The 24,751-nt window shown below is 43.8% G+C and carries 25 protein-coding genes; 22 read left to right on the plus strand and 3 right to left on the minus strand.

Going from position 1 to position 24,751, the window contains the following annotated elements; all coding sequences use genetic code 11:
- The first annotated feature begins 156 nt into the window (after nt 1-156).
- A complete protein-coding gene (locus tag QYB97_RS18920; RefSeq protein WP_301167575.1) occupies nt 157-951 on the plus strand; it encodes a phosphotransferase family protein in 795 nt (264 codons plus the stop codon).
- Between the two features lie 51 nt (nt 952-1,002).
- Here QYB97_RS18920 and QYB97_RS18925 read toward each other — a convergent pair whose 3' ends face one another.
- Entirely contained in the window at nt 1,003-1,284 is a 282-nt protein-coding gene (locus tag QYB97_RS18925) for a YtzH-like family protein (protein ID WP_301167576.1), read from the minus strand.
- Between the two features lie 194 nt (nt 1,285-1,478).
- Between QYB97_RS18925 and trmB the strand changes: the two genes are divergently transcribed.
- The 3 genes from trmB to QYB97_RS18940 all read left to right on the plus strand — a co-directional run bounded on the left by trmB (nt 1,479) and on the right by QYB97_RS18940 (nt 3,731).
- Complete coding sequence (gene trmB, locus QYB97_RS18930) at nt 1,479-2,126, plus strand: tRNA (guanosine(46)-N7)-methyltransferase TrmB (RefSeq protein ID WP_301167577.1); 648 nt, start codon at nt 1,479-1,481, stop codon at nt 2,124-2,126.
- A gap of 125 nt (nt 2,127-2,251) precedes the next feature.
- Nucleotides 2,252-3,088 carry a YtnP family quorum-quenching lactonase gene (locus QYB97_RS18935; RefSeq protein ID WP_301167578.1) on the plus strand — a complete coding sequence of 279 codons (837 nt, stop codon included), beginning with the start codon at nt 2,252-2,254 and terminating at the stop codon, nt 3,086-3,088.
- Nucleotides 3,089-3,194: 106 nt separating this feature from the next.
- Nucleotides 3,195-3,731, plus strand: a complete 537-nt coding sequence (locus QYB97_RS18940; protein ID WP_301167579.1) for a hypothetical protein — start codon at nt 3,195-3,197, stop codon at nt 3,729-3,731.
- 45 nt (nt 3,732-3,776) lie between these two features.
- Here QYB97_RS18940 and QYB97_RS18945 read toward each other — a convergent pair whose 3' ends face one another.
- On the minus strand, nt 3,777-4,106 hold the full coding sequence (locus tag QYB97_RS18945; protein WP_301167580.1) for a PepSY domain-containing protein: 330 nt from the start codon (nt 4,104-4,106) through the stop codon (nt 3,777-3,779).
- 295 nt (nt 4,107-4,401) lie between these two features.
- On the opposite strand from QYB97_RS18945, the gene queD reads away from it, so the two are divergent.
- From queD to murC, 12 genes are all read left to right on the plus strand, one after another.
- Nucleotides 4,402-4,884 (plus strand): 6-carboxytetrahydropterin synthase QueD, encoded by a 483-nt coding sequence (gene queD / locus QYB97_RS18950; protein ID WP_301167581.1) that lies wholly within the window; start codon nt 4,402-4,404, stop codon nt 4,882-4,884.
- Nucleotides 4,868-5,599 (plus strand): 7-carboxy-7-deazaguanine synthase QueE, encoded by a 732-nt coding sequence (locus tag QYB97_RS18955; RefSeq protein ID WP_301167582.1) that lies wholly within the window; start codon nt 4,868-4,870, stop codon nt 5,597-5,599. The genes queD and QYB97_RS18955 overlap by 17 nt, the downstream gene beginning before the upstream one ends.
- Nucleotides 5,600-5,601: 2 nt before the next feature.
- Nucleotides 5,602-6,273, plus strand: coding sequence for a 7-cyano-7-deazaguanine synthase QueC (gene queC / locus QYB97_RS18960; protein WP_301167583.1), 672 nt, complete (start codon nt 5,602-5,604; stop codon nt 6,271-6,273).
- Between the two features lie 91 nt (nt 6,274-6,364).
- Nucleotides 6,365-7,429 carry a M42 family metallopeptidase gene (locus QYB97_RS18965; protein ID WP_301167584.1) on the plus strand — a complete coding sequence of 355 codons (1,065 nt, stop codon included), beginning with the start codon at nt 6,365-6,367 and terminating at the stop codon, nt 7,427-7,429.
- Nucleotides 7,430-7,447: 18 nt separating this feature from the next.
- Nucleotides 7,448-7,951, plus strand: coding sequence for a DUF84 family protein (locus QYB97_RS18970; RefSeq protein ID WP_301167585.1), 504 nt, complete (start codon nt 7,448-7,450; stop codon nt 7,949-7,951).
- A 168-nt stretch (nt 7,952-8,119) separates the two neighbouring features.
- Entirely contained in the window at nt 8,120-9,127 is a 1,008-nt protein-coding gene (locus QYB97_RS18975) for a PTS sugar transporter subunit IIC (protein ID WP_301167586.1), read from the plus strand.
- Nucleotides 9,128-9,142: 15 nt separating this feature from the next.
- Entirely contained in the window at nt 9,143-9,472 is a 330-nt protein-coding gene (locus QYB97_RS18980; protein ID WP_301167587.1) for a thioredoxin family protein, read from the plus strand.
- 69 nt (nt 9,473-9,541) lie between these two features.
- Nucleotides 9,542-9,958 (plus strand): preQ(1) synthase, encoded by a 417-nt coding sequence (gene queF, locus QYB97_RS18985; RefSeq protein ID WP_301167588.1) that lies wholly within the window; start codon nt 9,542-9,544, stop codon nt 9,956-9,958.
- Between the two features lie 56 nt (nt 9,959-10,014).
- Complete coding sequence (locus tag QYB97_RS18990; RefSeq protein ID WP_301167589.1) at nt 10,015-10,818, plus strand: DUF1444 domain-containing protein; 804 nt, start codon at nt 10,015-10,017, stop codon at nt 10,816-10,818.
- Between the two features lie 277 nt (nt 10,819-11,095).
- Entirely contained in the window at nt 11,096-14,050 is a 2,955-nt protein-coding gene (locus QYB97_RS18995) for a DNA translocase FtsK (protein ID WP_301167590.1), read from the plus strand.
- Nucleotides 14,051-14,255: 205 nt separating this feature from the next.
- On the plus strand, nt 14,256-15,353 hold the full coding sequence (locus QYB97_RS19000) for a nicotinate phosphoribosyltransferase (protein WP_301167591.1): 1,098 nt from the start codon (nt 14,256-14,258) through the stop codon (nt 15,351-15,353).
- A gap of 186 nt (nt 15,354-15,539) precedes the next feature.
- Nucleotides 15,540-16,865, plus strand: coding sequence for a UDP-N-acetylmuramate--L-alanine ligase (murC, locus tag QYB97_RS19005; protein WP_301167592.1), 1,326 nt, complete (start codon nt 15,540-15,542; stop codon nt 16,863-16,865).
- Between the two features lie 639 nt (nt 16,866-17,504).
- Here murC and QYB97_RS19010 read toward each other — a convergent pair.
- A complete protein-coding gene (locus tag QYB97_RS19010; protein ID WP_301167593.1) occupies nt 17,505-18,617 on the minus strand; it encodes an aminopeptidase in 1,113 nt (370 codons plus the stop codon).
- A 191-nt stretch (nt 18,618-18,808) separates the two neighbouring features.
- Here QYB97_RS19010 and QYB97_RS19015 point away from each other — a divergent pair, with 191 nt between their 5' ends.
- The 6 genes from QYB97_RS19015 (at nt 18,809) to ccpA (ending at nt 24,741) form a co-directional block, all read left to right on the plus strand.
- Nucleotides 18,809-19,267: a DUF948 domain-containing protein gene (locus QYB97_RS19015; RefSeq protein WP_301167594.1), complete on the plus strand. Its 459-nt coding sequence runs from the start codon at nt 18,809-18,811 to the stop codon at nt 19,265-19,267.
- A 14-nt stretch (nt 19,268-19,281) separates the two neighbouring features.
- On the plus strand, nt 19,282-19,716 hold the full coding sequence (locus QYB97_RS19020; protein ID WP_301167595.1) for a YtxH domain-containing protein: 435 nt from the start codon (nt 19,282-19,284) through the stop codon (nt 19,714-19,716).
- A gap of 81 nt (nt 19,717-19,797) precedes the next feature.
- Nucleotides 19,798-20,124, plus strand: a complete 327-nt coding sequence (gene ytxJ / locus QYB97_RS19025) for a bacillithiol system redox-active protein YtxJ (protein WP_301167596.1) — start codon at nt 19,798-19,800, stop codon at nt 20,122-20,124.
- A 127-nt stretch (nt 20,125-20,251) separates the two neighbouring features.
- Nucleotides 20,252-21,301: a bifunctional 3-deoxy-7-phosphoheptulonate synthase/chorismate mutase gene (locus QYB97_RS19030; protein WP_301167597.1), complete on the plus strand. Its 1,050-nt coding sequence runs from the start codon at nt 20,252-20,254 to the stop codon at nt 21,299-21,301.
- 294 nt (nt 21,302-21,595) lie between these two features.
- Entirely contained in the window at nt 21,596-23,509 is a 1,914-nt protein-coding gene (locus tag QYB97_RS19035) for an LTA synthase family protein (RefSeq protein WP_301167598.1), read from the plus strand.
- 218 nt (nt 23,510-23,727) lie between these two features.
- Nucleotides 23,728-24,741 (plus strand): catabolite control protein A, encoded by a 1,014-nt coding sequence (gene ccpA / locus QYB97_RS19040; RefSeq protein ID WP_301167599.1) that lies wholly within the window; start codon nt 23,728-23,730, stop codon nt 24,739-24,741.
- The last annotated feature ends 10 nt before the right edge of the window (nt 24,742-24,751 follow it).

A 24,751-nucleotide genomic window follows, 5' to 3' on the forward strand; every position in this document is an offset into this window, starting at 1 on the left:
AAAACGCGGAAAGGTCATATAAATATGTACGAATTTTCATGAGGCTGTGTTAAAATAATGTATTCGTAGAGGTTTTTATTAATTTGTGTACGGAGCATATGAATCAACCGATAGATATAGGACATAATTTTCCGCATGAGATTGAAGGTGAACGTTTTGGAACATATACTAGGCAAAGGCTGGCAAATCATGCCTGCCGGCGGAGCAACAGGAGAAGCATACCAAGCTAAATATGAAGATCAGACCCTTTTTCTAAAGCGCAATTCATCACCTTTTCTTGCAGTACTCTCTGCGGAGGGAATTGTTCCGAAATTGTTATGGACAAAAAGATTGGGCAACGGAGATGTTATCACCGCCCAAAAATGGCTGAACGGCAGGGAACTGAAGGCTTCAGAGATGAATAACGATGGCGTCGGCAGACTGCTCAGCAGAATACATGGTTCTTCTGAACTTCTTGATATGTTAAAGCGTTTGGGAAAAAAGCCGCTTACTCCGGAACTGATCATTGATGAGATAGAAACCAATATCCAATCGGAGCAGGAATGCCCTCCCAAAATCAAAGAAGCTGTTTCTTACTTGAAAATGCAGAAAAATGTGATTCATCATGATAAAAAAGTCGTCTGCCACTGTGATGTGAACCATAACAACTGGATGGTGAGCGAAACGAATGAACTTTTCCTGATTGACTGGGATGGAGCGATGATTGCGGATCCGGCATTGGATCTTGGATTATTGCTTTACTGGTACATCCCTCGCGACAGTTGGGCACAGTGGCTTTCTGTCTATGGAATAGAATTGACCGTCGACCTTCAGCGAAGAATGCACTGGTACATTGTGGCGCAAACCATCCAGTCTGTTTTCTGGCATGGACAGAGAAAGCAGACTGCTGAAAAAGAGTACTGGTATAATTTTTTAAAACAAATTCTGAGAGAAAGCTACTATATCAATTAAGTTTCGACATTTTTTCCATTTATTACCCGGGGAATCCAAGTTTGTTAATGGTCAGCCCTGGGGACTCTGAATGGTATTCAGCCAGCCTTCGATATGCGTTTTGTGATCCGTAATATGCTGCTGCAGATTTTCATGAGTAGAGCCATCATGGCTGTACGTGTTGATCAGTCCGAGTATGTTTCTTACGTCACTGTTTACACTTCCATGCTGCATCAAATGGCTGGCAAGGCGTTCCAGTTGGGCACATTCCTGTGGGGTGCCATTGCAGTCGGTATGATGGTCCTGAAGAATATCATGAAGCAGGGTTAACTGATGAGTATAATCAAGAGGCATGCATTTCACATCCTTTTTTAGTGGGTGTCCCAATATAGGGTATGGAAAAGCCCTGAATTTATCCATGGCTGAACTCGGTTAGAGTTCTTTTTTTTGGAAGGAAATTCAGATGGGAATCCCTTTCTCTTTTTATATACTTCATGGTAAAATGTCGGAGTTATGAACTGGCACCGAGTCTAGAAAGGAAGATTATAATGCGTCAGCGTTTTAAACCGTGGGCAAAAGAAAAGCTTCACGAGTACCCCGCAATTGTTGCCCCGAATCCTGCCGAATTAAAAGGCAGATGGCACGAGTATTTTGGAAACAGCCACCCCATTCATATTGAAGTGGGGACAGGCAAAGGGCAATTTATCACAGAAATGGGAAAAGCCCATCCGGACATTAATTATATTGGAATGGAAATATACGATAGTATTATCGTTTCTGCGTTGGAAAAAGTCGTTGAGGAAGACATTGGTAATGTAAAAATCATCCGTGAAAATGCACAAAAACTGACGGAGTTTTTTGAACCTGGGGAAGTGGACAGAGTGTATCTGAACTTTTCTGATCCATGGCCGAAAAACAAGCATGAAAAACGCCGTTTGACCCATGAATCCTTCCTTTCCATTTTTGAAAACATATTGAAGGTAAATGGTGAAATCCATTTTAAAACCGATAACCAGGGGCTGTTTGAATACTCTCTTCACAGCTTTTCAAAATACGGCATGGTATTAAATCAAGTCTGGCTTGATTTGCACAATAGTGATTATGAAGGAAACATTATGACGGAATACGAAGAAAAATTCTCTTCTCAGGGCTCCAGGATTTACCGCTCAGAAGCCCAATTCCGTTCAAAAAACTGACCCGGGCCACGCTGCGGGGTTTTTTGTTGTTGAAATTTTGTCTAAAAATGTTGTCGGACGGAAAATACAAAGTATGGTAAACTAAATTCAGACTATTGTTACTACTGCTAAAGGAGTGTGAAGGAATGGATCAATGGAAAATAGGAGGTCTCACATTGACCTGGCTGGATGGCGGTGTCACTCATATGGATGGCGGCGCAATGTTCGGAGTCGTCCCCAAGCCGCTGTGGAGCAAAAAATATGCAGCCAATGAACTGAATCAAATTGAGCTGAGAACCGAACCCATTCTGGTTCAGGGGTTCGGAAAGAATATTTTGATTGAGGCCGGTATCGGCAGCGGTAAATTAACCGATAAGCAAAAAAGAAATTATGGAGTACAAGAAGAAGCTTCAATAGAAGCAAGCCTGAACGAGCTGGGATTGAACGAGAAGGATATCGACATGGTTTTAATGACGCACATGCACTTCGATCATGCATCCGGATTAACCCGTAAGAGCGGGGAAGATTATGTATCTGTTTTTGAAAACGCTGCCATACATACCTCCTCGATTGAATGGGAGGAGTTAAAGAACCCGAATATCCGATCCCGAAACACGTATTGGGAGGAAAACTGGAAACCGATTGAAGACCAGATCGTGACGTTCAACGAAACAATTGAACCCATTAACGGGATTAAAATGGTTCATACCGGCGGGCATAGCGATGGACACAGTATTATCGAAATACATACGGACGAACAAACGGTATATCATTTAGGCGACATTATGCCAACTCATGCCCATAAAAATCCTCTGTGGGTACTGGCTTATGATGATTATCCGATGACCTCCATTTATGAAAAGCAAAAATGGATTAAGCCGGATACCTGGTACTTTTTTTATCATGATGCCGTATACCGGGCCGTGAAATGGAACGAGGAAGGAAAGATCTCAGAAAGCATTAAGCGAACAGGAAACCGGTAACGTTGTCATATTTTCGTCACATTATTTCCAAATTCAAGTGGGTAAACAATATGGAGATTTATGATATGATGGAAGAGATTAGGACTGAAAGCAAGGAGGATTATTTATGAAAAAGAAGATTTTTGCACTATTTTCCGTTTTTACTCTTGTTTTTTCCTTTGCTTCGATTGCTTCAGCTGCTGGAGCAACTGCAGAAATGAAAGCAGCTATTGAAAAAGGATTGAAAGATGCTCACTATGATTACAAAAAAGGCAGCATCGAAATCAGCGATTTACAAACGGTGCCAAATGAGGACAAGAAGCTCGATACGTCAGAAATTGTTGTCGGCATGGGGTCCTACAAAACAATGAGGGACAACATCTTTTCTTTCACGCACAAAGAAATTGTCTTTTACAACCAAAAAGAAAATAAGATGCTGACAGAGCAGGAAGTGGCCAAGGCTGGTCCTGAACTGCAAAAGTACAAGAAAGATCATGAAAGCCAGACAGGAACCAAAATGGATTTTGTGGTTGTTCTTCTGCTTCTTTCCCTTGTATTGCTTGTGCCTCTGTTCCTTCTTACTATTTGGGAAAAAGGACAGTACCGTACGACAAGCTTCAAGATTAAAAACAACTTGTATAATCACACGAAAGAATTCAACTAAAAAAAGAAAACACCGCTTGCTCGAGCGGTGTTTTTTTTATGCCGGTTAGACAGTGGCAGCCACTTTTTCTCCATGTTTTGAAATATCAAGAATACTTCCGGTTTTTGCATCGATCATGAAATCATATTGTGTCAATGTGGAATGAAGTCTGCTGGACAGACCTCCTTTATACACGGTGTATGGAAGCCCGAAACGCTTAACCTCTTCCGGATGGACATTGATCCAGGAACCTGTAATCATAAACTCGTCCCTGGTCTGGTCCTTGACGAGGTTTAATGCTTTTTCAGGAGTCAATGTCTGCGGTAAACGTTTTGCGGCGACATATCCTGCCGCAAATCCTGCAACTCCGGCAAGAATCCATTTGCTAGCTTTCATGTTCAGCATCTCCTTTTTTATGTGAGCTTTTCCCATTAAGTATAACAGAAAAGAAGTCATGAACAAAAAACAGGGCCCTGTCCGTAAAAACGGGGATGAGAAAGCAGCTTGCGTATTTTGGTGTGTTTTTGCTATGCTAAAAAGCGTAAGGAAAGAGGGTTCGAAATTCCCGCCCCTCATTAAAAAAAACTAGGGAGCGTGGAAAACCATAAATCTTTCACTCTCTCCCGTTCGTATGCAAACAGGGAGATTTTTTTGTGGTTTTTTCATGTTCTTGGAAGGATGTCGAGTATAAATGGAATTTGAAATTCCAAAAAAGGTTCAAAAGATAGATGAGGATATTCAGCGCAGCAAGCTGAAGTACCACCATAAGCGCGTTGCGGTAACAAAAGAATTTACCTTCGATGCGGCTCATCATCTTCATTGCTATGAAGGTAAATGCAAAAACCTGCACGGCCATACCTACAGGCTTGTTCTGACCATCAGCGGGTTTGTAGATCCGGTAGGAATCTCCATGGACTTTGGGGACATTAAGAAAATTTATAAAGAAGCGATCGAAAGCAGGCTGGATCACCGTTATTTAAATGATGTTCTGCCGCCGATGAACACGACAGCGGAAAATATGATTGTATGGATTTGGGAAGAGTTTGACCAAAAACTGGACGATTACCAGTGGAAAGAAAAAGGCTTCCGCCTGGAGGAAATCGTGTTGTACGAAACACCGACAAGCTATGCGACGATGAAAAGGGAGTGGATGGATCATGATGAAACTCTTTGATCTCCCTACAGGCGAGGTGTATTCCCAATGGAAACTGCCTATGGTTGAAATTTTTGAAACCATTGAAGGAGAGGGAATGGCTGCTGGCTTTCCAACCATTTTTGTCCGCGTGTTTCATTGTAACTTGAGGTGCACGTGGTGTGATACCACCTACAGCTATGCTCCGGCCAAGCCTGAATTTGAAGCCACGATTGAGGAGATCATTGAGCGCATCAACACGTTCGCCTCAAAACGCATTTGCTTTACCGGCGGGGAGCCATTGATTCACAGAGAAAAATCCGCTGCGCTATTAAAAGCGATGGCAGACATTGAGCGGATTGAGGATATTCATGTGGAAACAAACGGGGCGATTGACCTGGAGCCTTTTCAGGATCTGCGTGAAAGCGACCCGGTGCTAAACAGCAAAGTCCGATTCGTGATGGATTACAAGCTGCCGGCTTCCGGTGAGATGGACCGCATGATCCATGGAAATTTTGAAGTTTTGAAGCCAGGGGATGAAATAAAATTCGTAATCGGAAGCGACGAGGATTTTGAAATCGCCGCGTCTGTACTCGAGCAGCATCACAAACAGGGTCTGGCATTATTCAGCCCGGTCTGGGAAACCATGCCGCCTGAGAAACTGGTAAACAAAGTATTGAATGCACGCATGGCAGATGTCAAAGTCAGCATGCAGCTTCATAAAATCATCTGGGATCCGGAAAAAAGAGGAGTATAAACATGAAAAAAGCAGTTATCGTTTTAAGCGGAGGTCTTGACAGCACCACCTGCATGGGGATTGCAAAACAAGAAGGATATGATCTCTATCCTTTAACCTTTAATTATGGCCAGAGACACAGCCGTGAAGTAAACCAGGCAAAAAAGGTTGCTGAGTATTTTGAAGTAAAGGAACACCGGATTGTGGATATTGCCTTCCTTAACCAAATTGGAGGGAGCGCCCTTACCGATTCTTCTATCGATGTTCCTACGGAAAAAGAAGAAAAGGAAGAGATTCCATCTACTTATGTTCCTGCCCGTAATATGATCTTTTTATCGCTGGCGAGCGCTTATGCGGAAGTAATCGGTGCTGAGGCCGTCTTTATTGGTGTGTCAGCAGTCGATTACAGCGGTTACCCTGATTGCCGGCCTGAATTTATTAAAAGCATGAACGAAACGATTAATCTTGCAACCAAGGCGGGCACGACCGGAGAGCATATTGCAATCCAGGCACCGCTGATGCATTTGACGAAAAAGGAAACCATTGAAAAAGGACTCGAGCTTAAGGTGCCTTATCAGTTAACGACTTCCTGTTATAACGGAGAGGAAGAAGCATGCGGCGAATGCGACAGCTGCCAGCTCCGCTTAAAGGGATTTGAGGAAGCAGGCGCAAAAGATCCAATTCCATACAAATAATGCGCTTTGCCCCTATTGATGGTTGGTAAATTTTGATTGCCAGCGGTACAATAGGGGTATTACATATATCCGTTTGCTGAAAGGAGAAACAATGAATACTGAAACATTACAATTGTTTAAAACATTGACAGAACTTCCAGGTGCGCCTGGGTTTGAACACGATGTTCGTAAATTTGTGAGAAAAGAGATTGAACCATACAGCGATGAAATCATCCAGGATGGAATGGGCAGCATTTTTGGCGTCAGACATGGAGAGGGACCGAAAGTCATGGTTGCGGGCCACATGGATGAAGTTGGATTTATGGTGATCCGTATCACACGCAACGGCATGATTCATTTTGAAACCCTCGGCGGCTGGTGGAGTCAGGTTCTGCTTGCCCAAAGAGTTCAAATCATTACAGATCAAGGCCCGGTGACTGGTGTGATCGGCTCCGTTCCACCACATCTTTTGAGTGAAGATCAACGAAAACGGCCGATGGACATCAAGCATATGTATATTGATATTGGAGCTGACAGCAGACAGGATGCAGAGAAAATCGGCATTCGGCCCGGGCAGCAAATTGTTCCCATCTGCCCGTTCACCCCGATGGCAAATCCTAAAAAAATTCTCGCTAAAGCATGGGACAACCGGTATGGTGTCGGACTGGCGATAGAACTTTTAAAGGAATTAAAGGATGTGAAGCTGCCAAACCAGCTTTATTCAGGGTCAACGGTTCAGGAAGAAGCGGGCCTTAGAGGGTCTAAAACAGCGGCAAATCTAATTGAACCTGATATTTTTTATGCCCTTGACGCAAGTCCGGCCAATGATATGACTGGAAACGAAAATGAATTTGGACATCTTGGCAAAGGGACACTTCTCCGTATTTTGGACCGCACGATGATTACCAATAAGAATCTTCGTGAATTTATCCTTGATACGGCTGAAACACATAACATTCCTTATCAATACTTTGTGTCTCCAGGGGGCACAGACGCGGGAAGTGTTCACCTTTCAGGAAAGGGAGTTCCGTCAGCTGTCGTGGGAATATGCTCCCGTTATATTCACACTCACGGCTCTATTGTTCATGTTGATGACTATGCAGCGGCAAAGGAACTGCTGATCCAGCTTGTTAAAACAACAGATCAATCCATGCTGGACAGCATCCTGAACGACTGAGTTTTGGCTGGTGATGAGATGAAATATGCAATTGGGTCAGCGAACCCCGCAAAAGTAAAAGCAGTGGAGAGCATGGTGAACGATTCCGTTGTGCCCTTGGACGTGCCTTCAGGTGTATCACCGCAGCCTTTTTCCGATGAAGAAACACGGCTTGGGGCGGTTAACCGTGCAAAAGCGTGTGTGGAAAAAGGAGCAGAGCTTGGATTTGGCCTTGAAGGCGGCGTCACTGAAATCGGAGAAACACTATTTCTTTGCAACTGGGGAGCGCTGGCTGATCAGGATGGCTGGCTTATTGTTGCCAGTGGAGCAAAAATTCCTTTGCCAGATGAGATTGCGGCTCCTATCCGGGCAGGTAATGAACTGGGTGAAGTGATGGCGAGGTTTACGTCCGATAAGGATATTAGAAAAAAAGCAGGGGCTGTCGGTGTTTTGACGAATGGCGAAATGGCACGGGATGAGATGTTCATGCACATTGTCAAGCTCCTGTATGGCCAATATCAATTTCAAAAATCATACAAATAAAAAACTCCTTTTACGGGAGTTTTTTATTTGTGGTTTTTAAAGTCCTTTTTGAACAAGAATAAGTTTATATTCCTTTTTTATATGAAGTGTCTTTACAGTTGTTAATCCTTTTGTATAATGAATAGGTTACACTATGCATTCAATATAAGATCATAAAGGAGAATGGGTGTGGGTCAATTTTTGGCAAGAAAAGGAGTAACCTTATCCCCGAAGGTATATTTCATAACGGGGTTCAGCTATTTTGCGCTTGGATTAATGTCCTCACTGGTGATTGGACTTATCTTAAAAACGATTGGCGAGCAGGCCGGGTGGCCGTTTTTCATTAAAATGGGAGCCATTGCCATGAGCATGCTTGGCCCGGCCATAGGAGCCGCGGTTGCTTATGGGCTTCAGGCACCTCCGCTCGTTTTGTTTGCGACCGTAGCTGCAGGAGCGGCAGGGGCCGAGCTTGGAAGTGTGGCAGGCTGTTTTGCAGCTTCACTTGTTGCGGTTGAAGCAGGCAAGCTAGTTTCAAAAGAAACGAAAGTGGATATTCTCATCACTCCAGCAGTTACTGTTTTTGCGGGCTTTACGGTCGCCTATTTTGCCGGACCGGGAATCGATCAGTTTATGAAGGGGTTTGGCCATCTCGTCATGTGGGCTACGGATCAGCGGCCCTTGGTCATGAGTATTCTTGTTGCTCTTTTGATTGGCCTTGCCCTGACAGGACCCATTTCAAGCGCGGCCATCGCCATCATGCTCGGTCTTGAAGGAACAGCAGCTGGTGCAGCCACCATTGGATGTGCGGCTCAGATGATCGGTTTTGCAACTATCAGCTTCAGGGAAAACGGATTTGGTGGCTGGATTACACAGGGAATCGGGACCTCTAAGCTTCAATTTCCCAACGTGGTACGCAATCCGAGAATCATCATTCCGCCAACGGTTGCCGGGATGATCCTGGCGCCGATTGGCACACTTGTTTTTCAAATGGAGAACATACCGGCTGGTGCTGGAATGGGGACCAGCGGCCTGGTTGGACAAATTATGACGTTTCGAACAATGGGTTTTAGCTGGGACGTATTTTTATATGTGGTGCTGCTGCATATTGCTGGACCTATTGTCATCAGTCTGGTACTTTCAGAATGGATGAGAAAAAAAGGTTATATCGCATTTGGGGATATGAAAATAAATCAGTAAGAGGAGCGGATTTTCATGAAAACTGTACAATCCATAGAAGAATTTAAAGAGGTTGCGGGAGCAGGGAAAACCTTCGCTGTGTTTTCGGCAGACTGGTGCCCTGACTGTGTGTTTATCAAACCATTTCTTCCGGAACTGGAGCAGGAATTCAGTGAATTTACATTTGTGTATGTGGACAGGGATGAGCTGATTGAATTGTGCCAGGAACTTGATATTTTCGGGATTCCAAGCTTTGTGGCTTTTCAGGATGGAAAAGAGATCGGCCGGTATGTGGACAAGGACCGTAAAACGAAGGAACAAATTTCATCGTTTATAAATAATTTGCCTGTTCATGCCAACGAATAGAAGAAATATGTTAAACTCATAAATAGTACGTGAAAACGTCGAGCATCATATTAAGAAAGGGCGTTAGCAATGGCAAAGGTAGAAGTAAATCATTCAAAATACGAAGGAATTCGTTTTGATATAGAAGATGAAAGTGTTATTTTGGTAGACATTCTTGAAACCATTCCTTATGAGTATGTAGGAAAGGACACTATGGTCACCATTCCTACAACAGAGTTCACCTCTGTTTGTCCATGGTCAGGTCTTCCTGATTTCGCGGATATTATTATCAGTTATGTTCCGAACGAAGAACTCGTGGAAATGAAATCGTTAAAATACTATTTGACATCTTACCGCAACGTCGGCATTTATCAGGAACACGCAACCAACAAAATCAAGGAAGATCTGGTTGATCTTCTTAAACCTAAGTATCTTAAAATTGTCGCAACCTGGAACGCTCGCGGAGGGTTGGGTACAGAAGTGGTTGTAGAATACAAACAAGACTAATAAAAAACCTCCGTCCAGGAGGTTTTTTATGCTTTTATTAATGGAGGGATTTTCGCATGAGTACAAGTCTGAAGCTGAAAAAGGCACTCGAGGACCGGCTGAAACGCCCGGAATGGGAACTGTCCTATGACCGGGAAAGTGAACAGCTTAGAATTGAACACAAGGACATTCGAAAGGGAATCACACTTTCTCTTTCAGGACTAACAGTGGAATGGGAAAAAAAGAAGGATGCGTTTTTGGATGAACTTGTCTACCATGTTGAAGAAGCGCTGAAAGCAATTGAAGAAACGCCTGCCGATAAAGCGGAAAATCAAATTTATCCGGTTATCCGCTCCACCTCTTTTCCAAAAGAATCACCCGAGGGAGATGCGTTGATCAACGAAGAGCATACGGCAGAGACGGCTGTCTTTTATGCATTGGACCTTGGAAATACGTACAGGTTGATCAATGAAAAGATGCTTGAAGAAATGAATATGACGATGGATCAGCTGAAGGAAGTGGCCCGTTTTAATGTGAGATCGCTGGACACCTCGATGAAAAAAGACGAGGTCGCAGGCAACACCTTCTACTTCATCAATCACAATGACGGCTATGATGCGAGCAGAATATTAAATGCCTCCCTGCTGGACCGAATGGAACAGGAGGCATCGGGCACATTCGCGGCTGCCATTCCGCATCAGGATGTTCTAATTCTGGCTGATATCCGTAATAATCAGGGCTATGATATTCTGGCCCAGATGGCGATGCAATTTTTCATGAACGGCCGTGTCCCTGTCACTGCGCTGCCGTTTTTATATGAAAAAGGTGAGCTCGAACCCATCTTTATTCTGGCGAAAAACAAGCCGGTGGACGAATCATAAAAAAATCATGAAATTGTTGGTAAAAAAGTGGTGAAAAAAGTCATAAAAGCCATTTGTGAACCGAAATTTTATGATAGAACATATAAGTATGGTTCTCTTTTTGAGGTTTGCCAGTGAAGCTGTTTGGATATCGGAAATGAGCTTGTGTTTTCATAACCGCTAGAGCAATCTAGTGGTTTTTATATTTTTTACTTTCGATGGCAAATTTTTCTTAAAGTATGGCCGGAATTCAGCTACAATATAAAGACAGACACAGAGAAAAAGAAGGTGAAGCCCTATGTCGTGGTTTAAAAAATTGATGAATTTAATGTTTGATGATGAACCTTCTGAGACAGAAGAAACAATAGATCCAGCCCTACATAAAAACGAGAAAACACAACCAGTGAAAAGACGTACAGTCGGCCGGTTTCAGAACCATCAAAACAGCTCTGCAGCCAGAATGGTCAGCCGCTATCCCGTAGAAGGGAAGTTTCGTTTCCCGCTGATTGATGATCAAGAAGAGATTGGAAGATATTCAGCAGCAAGAAAGCAAAGCTATTCGAAAAAACAGGACAGAGAAGAACATGAGGCAACAGCGTATACAAGGGAACGGCAGAAAGAGAAACCGTCCAAGGAAGAGATGTCACCGCCTTCTAAAGTGGAGAAAACAGAACCCTTTAAGCCTTCAGAAATCCCGTCACCCATTTACGGGTTTGGCGGCCGAAAAGGAACCAACAAAACGGCGGAGGGACAAGCGGGTGAAAAGCCGCAGGAGCAAGGTTCAAACAGCAAGTTTCGGCCTTCTGAAATTCCATCTCCTATTTATGGATTTGGAGGCCGTGACAAAAATGGGGCAAGCTCGTCAAAGCCACCAGAGGAACGTTCAAAGGGGGGCTTCATGCCTTCTCAGGTCCCTTCCCCGATTTATGGTTACGGTGAACGGAAGCCAGATACGATTATAAATCCGGGATTATGGAAGCTATCCGAAATCCAGAAAAAAAAGATGCCGGATCCTGTATTGATGGAGGAACTGCTAAAAGAGCCGGCAGCAAGCAAAGAGCCAGTTATTCTTAGTGAAGAAGAAGTCAGGAATCTTCCTGTCCGGGATATCCAGGAAGAAAAAGCGGAAGAACCCATGGCAAAGCCGGTCCCTCAAATGGTGAAAGAGCCGGTCCTTATCATTGATGAATTCAGAAAAGAAACGATTGAGCCGGCCCAAGCAGAGTTGCTGCCAGAACCGGAACCAATTCAGCCAGCTGAACCATTTGAAGAACGCAAAAATGAGCTCGTTGTTGTTCATGAAACACCGGAAGAAGTAGTTTTTGAACTGCCGCCTGAAAGTCAGGAATTAAAGGAATCTGAAGACGAACAACAAATGGAACCTGCCATTTCAGAAGTTGAAGAGCCAAAAGCTCTAGAGCCGGAAGAAGAAGTTATGATTGAGCTGCCGGCTGAAGAGCATGAACTGAAAAAAACGGAAGCCGAACAACAAATGGAACCGCCGATTGCGGCTATTGAAGAACCAACAGTTTTAGAGCCGAAAGAAGAGGAAGTGCCTGCGGTAACGAATCGGATCAAAACCGATCAGGAAGAAGAAGTCCTGATGGAAAAACCTGCTTCACAGGAACCGGAAGCAAAAGAAGAAGCGGTTACCCGCAGAGAGACTGAGAAGAAACCTGGCGGAACCTATATTCCGTTTAATGTACTAATGCTGAAGAAAGACCGGAAACCTGCTGCCAGCGCTCCTGTTGCCACCAGGCCTGCGGCTCCAGTGGAATCAAGCGTAAAAACAGCTGAGGTTGCTCCTGTTATGGAAGAAGAGGCTGATCTTTCTTTTCCACCGCTGGAATTACTTCAGAATCCTCCCGTACAGGAGGAGGATGACAGTCTTTGGATGGAAGAGCAAAGAGATTTGCTTCAGCTGACACTCGATAACTTTAATGTGAATGCCAAAGTAGTCAACATGACGAAAGGCCCGTCGGTTACCCGTCTTGAAGTGCAGCCGGCACCTGGCGTTAAAGTGAATAAAATTACCAACTTAAGTGATGATATCAAATTGAGCTTGTCAGCAAAGGATATCCGGATCGAAGCGCCCATCCCTGGGAAAAACACAATCGGCATCGAGGTGCCAAACCGGTACAGCCAGCCGGTTTTTCTAAGGGAAATCCTGCAGAGCGGTGAATTCCGCGACAGCACTTCACCGCTGACCGTTGCACTGGGGCTGGACCTATCCGGTGAACCGATTGTGACCGACCTGCAGAAAATGCCCCATGGACTGATCGCGGGAGCGACAGGATCGGGGAAAAGCGTGTGCATCAATTCCATTCTGGTTTCATTGATGTATAAAGCCTCTCCGGATGATGTGCGCCTGCTGCTTATTGATCCGAAAATGGTGGAACTGGCTCCTTACAATGCTATTCCGCATCTGGTTACTCCGGTCATTACCGATCCAAAGGAAGCAACTACTGCTTTAAAGTGGACGGTAGAAGAAATGGAGCGGAGGTATGAAGCCTTTGCAAGACATGGCGTTCGTGATATTAAACGCTTTAATGACAAAATGAAACGCGAACAGCTTTATGCGAATAAAATGCCGTATATCGTCGTGGTCATTGATGAGCTTGCAGACCTGATGATGGTATCGCCGCAGGATGTGGAAGAGGCCATCTGCCGTATTGCTCAAAAAGCAAGGGCTTGCGGCATTCACTTGCTGGTGGCAACCCAACGGCCTTCCGTTGATGTTATTACCGGTTTGATCAAAGCGAACATCCCGACAAGAACAGCCTTTGCTGTTTCTTCGGCGGTCGATTCCCGCACGATTATCGATATGAGCGGTGCGGAGCGCCTGCTCGGCAAAGGCGATATGCTGTTTCTTGAAAATGGTTCAAGCAAAGCGGTGCGCATTCAGGGTAATTTTGTATCAGATGATGAAATTGAACGGGTTACAGCGTTTGTTAAAGAACAGCATCCGACCAATTACTTATTCAGCAGAGAAGAATTGATCCAGTCCAATCAAACGGTTGAACCAGAAGATGATCTGTTTGAAGAAGCCTGCTATTATGTACTTGATGTTGGGGCTGCCTCATCCTCAAGCATCCAACGACGCTTCAGGGTTGGATACAATCGTGCTGCGCGCCTTGTAGAGATGATGGAAGGCTTTGGTCTCGTTTCCGAAGCAATGGGCTCAAAGCCCCGCACTGTTCTCATGACCAGTGACGAGTTCCAAAGCAAGCTTTACAGTGAGGCAGAGGTTTAAAAATAATATCAAATAGACGGTTCATTGCCGGCCATCAGGCCAGGCAATGAACCGTTTTTTTATGCCATTGGAATGCCTGCTCGTTCACTCCCTCTTGTTTTCTCAGTGGCACTTCTATATGATAGTTAAGGATGAGTCCAAAGGGCCCATTTTTAAAAGACAGAAAGAGACCATGAATTTCTTGACCGGATGATGAGGAGTTTGTATGAAAGAAATAGAATTAAAGCTACAAGGTAAAATCAAACGCTTGACCAATCAAACGTTTAAATTTGATGAACGGGCAGGCGATGGCTGGTTTTCAGCTGTTTATTTCTTGAAAACGTGTGAAATCGTAAAAAAATATAACCCTGACAATATAGTAACTATGCAATTTTTCCAGAAAAACGATGCAGTTCTTTGCGGTACAGATGAAGCTATTGCCTTAATCAAGACATTTGCTAAAAATGCAGATGATCTTGAAATTCACTCGTTGAAAGATGGAGACAAAATATCTCCTTTTGAAACCGTGTTTACCATCAAAGGGCCATATGAAAATTTTGGCTTTTTGGAAGGTATGCTGGATGGCATTTTGGCCAGAAGAACGTCAGTGGCTACGAATGTTTATAATGTTGTTAAAGCAGCAAGCATTTCAGGTGTCCAAAAGCCGGTCATCTTTATGGGCGACCGGGATGATCATTTTGCCCAGCAGGCAGGAGATGGTTATGCTGCTTATATCGGAGGGTCTACGGCACAGGCTACCCATGCCATGAATGAATGGTGGGGCAAAAAGGGGATGGGCACGATGCCTCATGCCCTGCTCCAAATGTTCGATGGGGATATCGTAGAAGCGACAAGAGCGTATCATGAAACGTATCCTGATGACGAACTGATGGCCCTGGTGGACTATAACAATGATACCATCACGGATGCACTTAACGTGGCAAGAGAATTTGGCGATGTGTTAAAAGGAGTCAGAGTGGATACCTCGAGGACGATGGTTGACCAATACTTCTTCCGCAATCCTGAGGTGCTCGGAAGTTTCGACCCGCGTGGTGCGAATCCGGAGCTTATTTTTGCGTTGCGCAAAGCACTCGACCAGGAAGGATTCGGGCATGTGAAAATCATCGTAAGCGGGGGTTTTACCGAGGCGCGGATTACCGATTACGAAAAACGCGGTGTACCTGTTGATATTTACGGAGTTGGAAGCAATCTTCTTAAAATTAACATTGGGTTTACCGGAGACAATGTACAGATGAATGGAAAGCATCAAGCGAAAGCCGGGCGGATTTACAGACCGAATACGCGTCTTGAAAAAGTAGAATAGTGGTTGTCCGGAAGTAATGGAGTTAGACATCATTTTTTGGTATAATGAAAAAATGAGTCGGTCAGCTTGCTCGATGATTATCACTCTATCGCAGCAGGCATATACTAACAGAAAATAGGCCTTGAAAAGTGGGTTGCCTAAAATAGGTGATTCTTGAGAAGGTTTTTTGATTGTGGAGGTCTTTACATGACACATTATCACTTTGTGGGAATCAAAGGTACGGGGATGAGTGCCTTGGCTCAAATACTTCATGACATGAAGCATGAAGTTCAGGGGTCGGATGTTGAAAAGTATTTCTTTACCCAGCAGGCTCTGGATGAGCGCGGGATTACAATACTGCCATTTAATAAGAATAACATTAAGCAGGGCCAGACGATCATTGCAGGAAATGCGTTTCCCGATGACAATGAAGAGCTTGTAGCGGCCCGGGAGCTTGGATTGCCGATTTACCGTTACCATCATTTTCTTGGAGACTTTGTAAAAAAGTATACAGGAGTTGCCGTAACAGGTTCTCACGGCAAAACATCAACAACAGGTCTGCTTGCCCATGTGGTTGGCGGAGCAGAGCCCACCTCGTTTCTGATTGGAGACGGTACAGGAAGAGGAGTGGAAGACAGCAAGTATTTTGTATTTGAAGCATGCGAATACCGCCGTCACTTCCTTTCTTATGAGCCTGCTTACGGAATTATGACCAATATTGATTTTGATCACCCAGATTATTTTAAAGATATTGATGATGTCATCAGCGCATTTCAGCAAATGGCGATGCAGGTTACAAAAGGAATCATCGCATGCGGTGATGATCAATATCTTCAGCAAATTCATGCAAATGTACCCGTAGTATTTTACGGACTGGGAGACCATAACGATTTTCAGGCTTCCAACGTCCACAGGGATGAGAACGGGACGACATTTGATGTGTTTGTCAGAAATACCTTCTACCATATGTTTACAATTACGGGATACGGTACACACAACATTCTTAATGCCCTGGCTGTTATTGCGCTTTGTCATTACGAAGATGTGGATGTGGAGATTATTGCCGACCGTTTGAAAACATTTGGCGGTGTGAAACGCCGTTACTCTGAAAAGCCATTCGGGGACCAGGTGCTGGTTGATGACTACGCCCACCACCCGACTGAAATCAGCGCAACCATTGAAGCGACGAAATACAAGTATAAAAATCGCGATGTGGTCGCTATTTTTCAGCCTCATACATTCACAAGAACGAAAACGTTCCTTCATGAATTCGGGGAAAGCTTAAGAAAAGCGGATTATGTTTATTTGTGCGATATCTTTGGTTCGGCACGAGAAAATGCCGGCAGTCTTTCCATTAAGGATCTGCAGGAGCAAATCCCAAATGCGGTGCTGCTAAGCGAAGATGAAGTAGGCATTCTCGAACAGCATAAAGATGGCATTCTTTTATTCATGGGAGCAGGGGATATTCAAAAGTTCCAAAAATCCTATGAGAAGACAGTAGAAGATCAAGGGAAAAGCACGCAAATCGGATAGAAGCGCTAGGGAGCTGTCCAGAAAGTCAGAAAACTGACTTCTGACAGCTCCTTTTTTTTTCACTTCGAAGCATTGAGTTTTGGTCATCATCTTCGTTGATAAGTTACATGGAGTGTAGGGTGCGAGACTCCTCGAAAATGTGATCACATTTTCTTCGTGCGATGTTTCGCTGCCGAAGCCTTCCTTGTCCTGCAGGGGAAGCGTGACAGGTGAGACAAGGTAGGCGTTTACGCCGGCACACAGGCGCTTGCGCCGGTGGGGCTCAGCGCACGCCCTGCGAAAGTAGGCGCCCGCGCCGGTAAAAGCGAGCGACCCCGAACGGAAAGTAACACTTTCAAGAGCGAAAGACACTTTTTAGACACCTCCTTAAAGGCATCACCACTCATTTGATGAGAGGTGATGCCTTTTTTTTGAATCAGCTGAAAAAATCTGTTGAATTCAAGAATTAAAGCAGCTGAATGAAGCGATTGACCTTCATGACCGTATTGCTCAATATATGATCAAAAATGAAATGTACCATGCTTATAACCTTCCTGAACAGGTAAAGCATGATATTGAAAAAGCGGGAAAAGCACTGAAACTGACAGAAGATAAATAAAAAAGAGGCTGCCGTTCATGCTGGCAGCCTTCTTTATTGTCCTATTTCAAGTTTTCAGGATTAAGCACGTCAAGCTCAGGAAGTACGAAGCGGCCATCTTTACGGATGAGCACATCATCAAAATAGATTTCACCGCCCCCGTAATCCGGACGCTGAATCATTACCATATCCCAGTGAATGTTGGACTCGTTGCCGTTGTATGCTTCTTCATACGCCTGTCCCGGAGTGAAGTGGAAGCTTCCGTCGATTTTCTCGTCAAACAGAATGTCCTGCATTGGGTGCTGGATGTATGGATTGACTCCGATCGCAAACTCACCAATATATCGGGAACCTTCATCAGTATCAAAAATTTTGTTGATGCGTTCAGAATCGTTGGCTGATGCGTTTACGATTTTTCCATTTTCGAATGTCAGGGATACATTTTCAAAAGTGAAGCCCTGATAAGGTGATGGTGTGTTATACGTAATAGTTCCGTTCACGGAATCACGAACAGGTGCTGTATATACTTCGCCATCCGGAATGTTTGCTTCCCCGGCACACCTTACAGCAGGAATGTCCTTAATGGAGAAAGTAAGATCGGTTCCTGGCCCTTTTAAATGGACTTTATCAGTGCGGTTCATCAGATCCTCAAGTGATTTCATAGCTTCATTCATCTTGCTGTAATCAAGGTTGCACACCTGGAAGTAGAAATCTTCAAACGCTTCAGTGCTCATGCTGGCGAGCTGTGCCATCGCTGCATTCGGGTATCGAAGAACAACCCATTTCGTTTTCTTGATGCGAATTTCACGGTGCATGGCAAGCACGGTTTTTTCATATAAAGCCATCTGTTCACTCGGAACATCTGACAATTCATTAATATTGTCACCGGAACGAAGCCCGATATAGGCGTCCATTTGGGACATCAGGTCCCCTTCATGCTTGGCAATGATCTTCATTTGATCTTCAGACGCATTCATGTACTGTTGACGCATGACAGAATGGTCCTTTAGCAGTACGAAAGGATAACCGCCTGCAGCATAGGCTTCCTGCACAAGTGCATTTACAAGTTCTTTTTGAAAACCAAAATTTTCAATCAGCACCTTTTCCCCTTTTTGAAGATTTACAGAGTATGTAATCAAGTTTTTGGCCAATTGTTGGATTCGTGGATCTCTCATTGACGTTTCCCCCTCAAATTATGTTAAACCCTTACCTGTTTATTTTAACTCAATCTAAATAATTTGTAATGTTCAAACCCTTGCATCTTTAGCAGGAATTCTGAAAAAAGGGTAGAATATAGCATACATGTTTAGTTTTACTGGCATAGGGTAATTTTAAAAGCATCTAACTCAGGAGGTGTCGTGGAAACATGAACATACTTATACCCATCAGTGTACTCATCATTGCCCTAGCTTTTGTCGTCCTTGTAATCTTCTTGGCACGTACGCTTAAATCCCTTACAGTCACACTTGATAACGTGGCAAAGACGGTAGACGGCCTAGAAACTCAATTGAATGGTGTGACATCGGAAACAGCTCAATTGCTTCACAAAACCAACAAATTGGCAGAAGATGTTCAGACGAAAGCAGCTTCATTGAACACTGTATTCTCAGCAGTTCAGGATCTTGGCAGTTCAATTCATAATGTAAATGAATCTGTACGCAAGGTCACAGAAAAAATCACAACAGGAGCAGAACGGCAGTCTGAAAATATTTCTCAGGCCGTTCAATGGGGAAATGTAGCTATTAATTTGTGGGAAAAGTGGAAGGTTAAGAAAAGCAGCGTAGATTCTACCCAGCATGCTTCCCAAAGAAGACAATACCAATAAAGGAGGAGATTTGTATGAGTAACGAAAACAATAATCAAAACATCAACAGTAAAGATTTTATTATTGGTGCTTTAGTTGGCGGAATTGTGGGTGCAGCATCCGCCCTCCTCATGGCCCCTAAAACCGGTAAGGAATTGAGAAATGACCTTACGGACCAGGCCGGTACGATTAAGGATAAAAGTACAGAATGGTCTTCAATGGCAAAAGACAAGTCCTCTAACATTGCCCGTACGGTTTCTGAGCAGTCCAATCAGGTGGCAGGCAAGGTAAAGGAGCTTTCAACCAGCCTTCGCCGTGATTTGAACAACTGGAGAAACAAGGGACAGGATGATGAAAGTAATCAAGCGTATGATGAAATCACCACTCTGGTGGAAGAAGAAACCACACGCCAGCCTGATCCTCTGGCAACCGAGGACGATTTGGTACAAACAAGTATTGATAAACGCTAAAGCTAGCAGATGATCATAAACGAAGAAGTATACTTCTTCGTTTTTTCATTGATTTAAGATACAACCAGGGAGGAACTACATATGTCACTCGTTAAAATTTCAAGTTCTGAAGAATTTGAACAGGCTATCCGGGAGAATGACCAGCTGTTTTTAATGAAGAACAGCACAACTTGCCCGATCAGCCATGCTGCATTTCAGGAATATCAAAAGTTTGCCGCTGAACAGGATACGCCGGTTTTTTATTTAAATGTTCAGGAAGCCCGCCCTCTTTCCAATGAAATTGCGGAGAAGTTTGGGGTGAGACACGAGTCGCCGCAAGCTCTTCTTTTTGAAAAAGGAGAGGTAAAATGGAATGCGTCCCATTATTCCATCACCTCCGCAGCGCTCAGCGAGCAGCTGGGCAAATAAACTTTTCACCAAACCCCGGAGTGTCCCGGGGTTTTTTTATGGAATCAGGTGGTTTTCAAATGACGGGTACAGGCTTATAATGAAACTGCATTATAATAATTTGTTTACAGAGCAGAGGAGAGATGAGATGAGAAAGAGTACGCTGGATGAGCTGAGGAATCAGATGGATGATTTGGATTTGCAGTTGATTGATCTTATAAATCAACGAGAGGTACTGCTTCAAAAGCATGAAGAGTTACGAACTGAAAGGGCAGAAAAGGTGCTTGAGCGAATAGCCTGCCATTCAAACGGCCCGATAAGGAAGGAAACCCTGATCAGTTTGTTTAAGCTGCTGGACCAGGCTGTGCCTGCCAGCTCACGGAAATTACTCGTATCGCGGAAAAGCAAACTGGAAAATACAGTTGTAACTGTTGCGGGAGAAGAAATTGGCGGAGCATATCCAATCTTGGTTGCCGGTCCATGCGCTGTGGAAAGCGAAGAACAGGTGGATGCTGCAGCCAGAGCAGTCAAGGCACAGGGATTGCATTTTTTACGGGGCGGGGCATTTAAACCAAGGACATCGCCTTATGATTTTCAAGGGCTTGGCGAAGAAGGACTTTGTTTACTAAAGCAGGCTGGCACCCGTTACGGGCTGTCTGTAATCAGTGAAATCGTGGATCCGAGAGATTTGGAAATGGCTTCCGGTTATCTGGATGTTATCCAAATCGGAGCAAGGAACATGCAAAACTTTGAACTGCTGAAGGAAGCAGGAAGAATCCGTAAACCGATTTTGCTGAAAAGAGGACTTTCGGCTTCGATCGATGAATTTATTCACGCTGCTGAGTACATTATGGTTCATGGCAATGATCAAATCATACTATGTGAACGCGGCATAAGAACCTATGAAAAAGCAACCAGAAATACGCTTGATATTACCGCTGTGCCTCTTCTTAAACAGGAAACACATCTTCCCGTCCTGGTAGACGTGACTCATTCAACAGGAAGAAAGGATTTGCTTGTTCCTGCAGCCAAAGCTGCTTTGGCCATTGGAGCGGACGGTGTCATGGCCGAGGTTCACCCAAATCCGAAGCAGGCATTATCGGATGCTTCCCAGCAAATGAACTTTACGGAATTTGAAAGCTTTGTCAGTGAGCTGGAGAAGAGCGGTTTATATAAAAACAATAAAGTAATGGTATAAGAAAAAAGCCCTCTGTTTCATGGAGGGCTTTTCTTTTATATGGATAGCCAAGAATAATAAGGAAATAAATTATGTCCATTTTCAAGGATTACAGAGCATAATCAAGGGATTTAAAGAATAGCTGGATGTGATGCTACACTGATTGTTACAGAGGAATATACCTCTAGGAATCAAGATATCGGATTTTTTACTTCCTTCCTGAACCCCGTATAATGGATAGGGTGAACCTGAAAACACTGCAAATGGATCAATTTGTAGCAAGGTTTTTTTCTTTTTTGAGGAGGAAAATTAACGATGATTAAACTTGAACAGCAACCGAACATACAAAATTCAACAAAACAGTCTTTGAGCTTTTTCCTGCTGGCGGTTATTCTTTTGTGGGTAAAATCATATATCGCCTTCAGAGTCGGGCTGAATCTTGATCTTGAGAACGTTATGCAGGAGATCATTCTGGTTATTACACCGCTCAGCTCAGCTCTGTTTTTCCTGGGCCTTGGTTTGTTTGCCCCGGCAAAGAGCAGAAATAAAGCATTGCTTACCATCCATTTTATTATGTCATTTATTTTATACGCCAATATCGTGTACCATCGGTTCTTCGATGACTTCATCACGATACCGGTACTGTTTCAATTTAAAAACTTTGGGGATCTTGGCGGGAGTGCACAAAGCCTGATGCATCCGCTTGATATTTTATATTTTTTGGACTTTCTGCTGTTATTGACTATTGTTTTATCCAAGAAAGTAAAACCTGTGGAAAAATTGAAAAAGAAAACCATAGGTCTTGTTTTTGTTTCAGCATTAAGTATTTTTTTAGCAAACATCGGGATGGCGGAAATCCAGCGTCCTGAACTGCTGACACGCACATTTGACCGGGCGATTCTGGTTAAGCTGATGGGTGTTTACAACTATCATGTGTATGACGCTGTACTGAACACCAAGTCATCCACGCAGCGTGCACTGGCAGACAGCAATGACCTGGCTGAAGTCAAAAACTATTCGGATTCACAGTACAAAAAACCAGATCCGAAAATGTTTGGGGCAGCCAAAGGAAAAAATGTGATCCTTGTATCCATGGAATCCACCCAGAACTTTTTGATCAACAAGAAAATTAATGGTCAGGAAGTTACACCGTTCTTGAATGATCTGACGAAAAACAGCTACTACTTTGATAACTTTTATCATAATACAGGACAGGGCAAAACATCAGATGCCGAATTCCTGATTGATAATTCACTGTACGGACTGCCTGGAGGTTCAGTTTACTCCACTAAAGCGCAAAACAAGTTTCATGCAACACCTGAGATTGTTAAAGAAAATGGATATAACCCGGTTGTCTTCCATGCCAACAATAAAAGTTTCTGGAACCGTGACATGATGTACAACACGCTCGGTTATAACAAGTTTTACTCTAAGCCTTATTATGATGTGAACGATCAGAACTCCGTTAACTACGGCCTGAAGGACAAGGAGTTTTTTAAACAGTCCATGCCGATGCTTGAGAATCTGAAACAGCCGTTTTACAGCAAATTTATTACACTGACCAACCATCATCCGTTTATTTTGAATAATGAACAGGAGAAGAGCATCCAGCCTGCTGACACTGGAGATCCTACGGTGGACAATTACTTTGTAACAGCTCGCTATCAGGATGAAGCCTTAAAGCAATTCTTCCAGCAGTTGAAAGCTTCAGGGCTCTATGACAATTCAGTTATTATTCTGTACGGAGACCACTACGGAATTTCAGAGAACCATAATAAAGCCATGAGCAAAATCCTCGGCAAGGAAGTAACACCATATGAACACCTGAAGCTGCAAGAAACACCATTGTTCATTCATGTGCCAGGGCAAAAAGGTAAAGTAATGCATACAATTGGCGGAGAAATTGATTTGAAGCCAACGATCTTACACTTGCTGGGCATGAAAACGAAAGGCGATATCCAGTTTGGATCTGACCTTTTTTCTCCTGAACGCGACGAATTTACGGTTCAGAGAGACGGCAGTGCCATTACCAAAGACTATGTTTATGCCGGAGAAAAAGAGAAGTGTTACAGCCAGTCTGACGGGCAAGAGGTTGCCGCTAAGCTTTGTAAGCCTGCAAAAGATAAAGCGGCCAAAGATTTAAATCTTTCAGATAAAGTTGTTTATGGCGACTTGCTCCGCTTTTTTAAAGACGGCAAAATAATAAATCAACAAGAATCGAAGCAATAAAGATAAGCCGGCTGATTTCAGCCGGCTTTTTCTTGTTTTGAATGGACTTTTAAGGATTGGAGAAAACTATACAGAGAAAGTTGGAAAATGTTCACTTTTATCCGGTAGAATATGCAGTTGTACGGGCTTTTCGTTGCCTAACAGCAGTTCTTTACTGTATGATAGCAATAACATTACATAACCTGTCTGGATTGTGGAATTAAAGGAGGATTACTAAATTGAATACAACAATTTATGATGTAGCACGTGAAGCAGGCGTCTCAATGGCAACTGTTTCCCGTGTTGTGAATGGAAACCCGAATGTTAAACCATCTACAAGGAAAAAGGTGCTTGAAGCGATTGATCGCCTTGGTTACCGTCCAAACGCAGTGGCAAGGGGGCTTGCCAGCAAAAAGACCACAACCGTAGGCGTGATTATCCCTGATATTGCGAGCATCTTTTTTGCAGAGCTTGCAAGGGGTATCGAGGATATTGCGACCATGTATAAATACAATATTATCTTGTGTAACTCCGATCAGAACAAGGATAAAGAAATTCATCTTTTAAATACATTGCTCGGAAAGCAAGTGGACGGAATCGTCTTTATGGGAGGTAAAATTACAGATGAGCATGTTGAGGAATTTAAAAAGTCTCCCGTGCCGATTGTAATGGCAGCGACCGTTGATATGAACAACGAAATTCCGTCGGTTAATATCGATTACCAGCAGGCAGTGTATGATGCTGTTGAGCATCTGTTGAAATCGGGACATGATTCGGTCGCGATGGTTACCGGTCCGCTGGAAGATCCAATCAACGGCTATCACAAGTTCACCGGCTTCCGTAAAGCGATGGAGGATGCCGGCAAAAAGGTGGATGAAAAACAAATCTTTGTTGGGGATTACACCTATGATTCAGGGATTGAAGCGGTGGATACCTTCCTTGAAAGCGGAAATATGCCTACAGCCATTTTTGTTGGAACGGATGAAATGGCGCTTGGAGTAATTCATGGCGCTCAGGATAAAGGAATAACGGTCCCTGGCGATCTGGAAATCATCGGCTTTGATAATACACGGCTTGCGACAATGGTAAGACCGACTCTTTCAACCGTTGTACAGCCGATGTATGATATCGGTGCAGTTGCCATGCGTCTGTTGACAAAGCTTATGAACAAGGAACAGGTGGAAGAGAACACGGTAGTGCTTCCTCACCGTATTCAATTCAGAAATACAACAAAAAACAACGACGAACAATAGATGTAAGAGG

The organism is Fictibacillus fluitans (assembly GCF_030418125.1).
Classification (GTDB): Bacteria; Bacillota; Bacilli; order Bacillales; family Fictibacillaceae; genus Fictibacillus_C; species Fictibacillus_C fluitans.

What these genes read in the sequence shown, in the direction of transcription:
- QYB97_RS18935 (WP_301167578.1), top strand. Translation starts at nt 2,252, where the DNA reads ATGGATCAATGGAAAATAGGAGGTCTCACATTGACCTGGCTGGATGGC.
- queC (WP_301167583.1), top strand. Translation starts at nt 5,602, where the DNA reads ATGAAAAAAGCAGTTATCGTTTTAAGCGGAGGTCTTGACAGCACCACC.
- QYB97_RS19030 (WP_301167597.1), top strand. Translation starts at nt 20,252, where the DNA reads ATGAGAAAGAGTACGCTGGATGAGCTGAGGAATCAGATGGATGATTTG.
- QYB97_RS19010 (WP_301167593.1), bottom strand. Translation starts at nt 18,617, where the DNA reads ATGAGAGATCCACGAATCCAACAATTGGCCAAAAACTTGATTACATAC.
- QYB97_RS18955 (WP_301167582.1), top strand. Translation starts at nt 4,868, where the DNA reads ATGATGAAACTCTTTGATCTCCCTACAGGCGAGGTGTATTCCCAATGG.
- QYB97_RS18945 (WP_301167580.1), bottom strand. Translation starts at nt 4,106, where the DNA reads ATGAAAGCTAGCAAATGGATTCTTGCCGGAGTTGCAGGATTTGCGGCA.
- QYB97_RS19020 (WP_301167595.1), top strand. Translation starts at nt 19,282, where the DNA reads ATGAGTAACGAAAACAATAATCAAAACATCAACAGTAAAGATTTTATT.
- QYB97_RS18965 (WP_301167584.1), top strand. Translation starts at nt 6,365, where the DNA reads ATGAATACTGAAACATTACAATTGTTTAAAACATTGACAGAACTTCCA.
- QYB97_RS18990 (WP_301167589.1), top strand. Translation starts at nt 10,015, where the DNA reads ATGAGTACAAGTCTGAAGCTGAAAAAGGCACTCGAGGACCGGCTGAAA.
- QYB97_RS19035 (WP_301167598.1), top strand. Translation starts at nt 21,596, where the DNA reads ATGATTAAACTTGAACAGCAACCGAACATACAAAATTCAACAAAACAG.
- QYB97_RS19000 (WP_301167591.1), top strand. Translation starts at nt 14,256, where the DNA reads ATGAAAGAAATAGAATTAAAGCTACAAGGTAAAATCAAACGCTTGACC.
- QYB97_RS18940 (WP_301167579.1), top strand. Translation starts at nt 3,195, where the DNA reads ATGAAAAAGAAGATTTTTGCACTATTTTCCGTTTTTACTCTTGTTTTT.
- ytxJ (WP_301167596.1), top strand. Translation starts at nt 19,798, where the DNA reads ATGTCACTCGTTAAAATTTCAAGTTCTGAAGAATTTGAACAGGCTATC.
- QYB97_RS19015 (WP_301167594.1), top strand. Translation starts at nt 18,809, where the DNA reads ATGAACATACTTATACCCATCAGTGTACTCATCATTGCCCTAGCTTTT.
- murC (WP_301167592.1), top strand. Translation starts at nt 15,540, where the DNA reads ATGACACATTATCACTTTGTGGGAATCAAAGGTACGGGGATGAGTGCC.
- QYB97_RS18980 (WP_301167587.1), top strand. Translation starts at nt 9,143, where the DNA reads ATGAAAACTGTACAATCCATAGAAGAATTTAAAGAGGTTGCGGGAGCA.
- QYB97_RS18925 (WP_301167576.1), bottom strand. Translation starts at nt 1,284, where the DNA reads ATGCCTCTTGATTATACTCATCAGTTAACCCTGCTTCATGATATTCTT.
- trmB (WP_301167577.1), top strand. Translation starts at nt 1,479, where the DNA reads ATGCGTCAGCGTTTTAAACCGTGGGCAAAAGAAAAGCTTCACGAGTAC.
- queD (WP_301167581.1), top strand. Translation starts at nt 4,402, where the DNA reads ATGGAATTTGAAATTCCAAAAAAGGTTCAAAAGATAGATGAGGATATT.
- QYB97_RS18970 (WP_301167585.1), top strand. Translation starts at nt 7,448, where the DNA reads ATGAAATATGCAATTGGGTCAGCGAACCCCGCAAAAGTAAAAGCAGTG.
- queF (WP_301167588.1), top strand. Translation starts at nt 9,542, where the DNA reads ATGGCAAAGGTAGAAGTAAATCATTCAAAATACGAAGGAATTCGTTTT.
- QYB97_RS18995 (WP_301167590.1), top strand. Translation starts at nt 11,096, where the DNA reads ATGTCGTGGTTTAAAAAATTGATGAATTTAATGTTTGATGATGAACCT.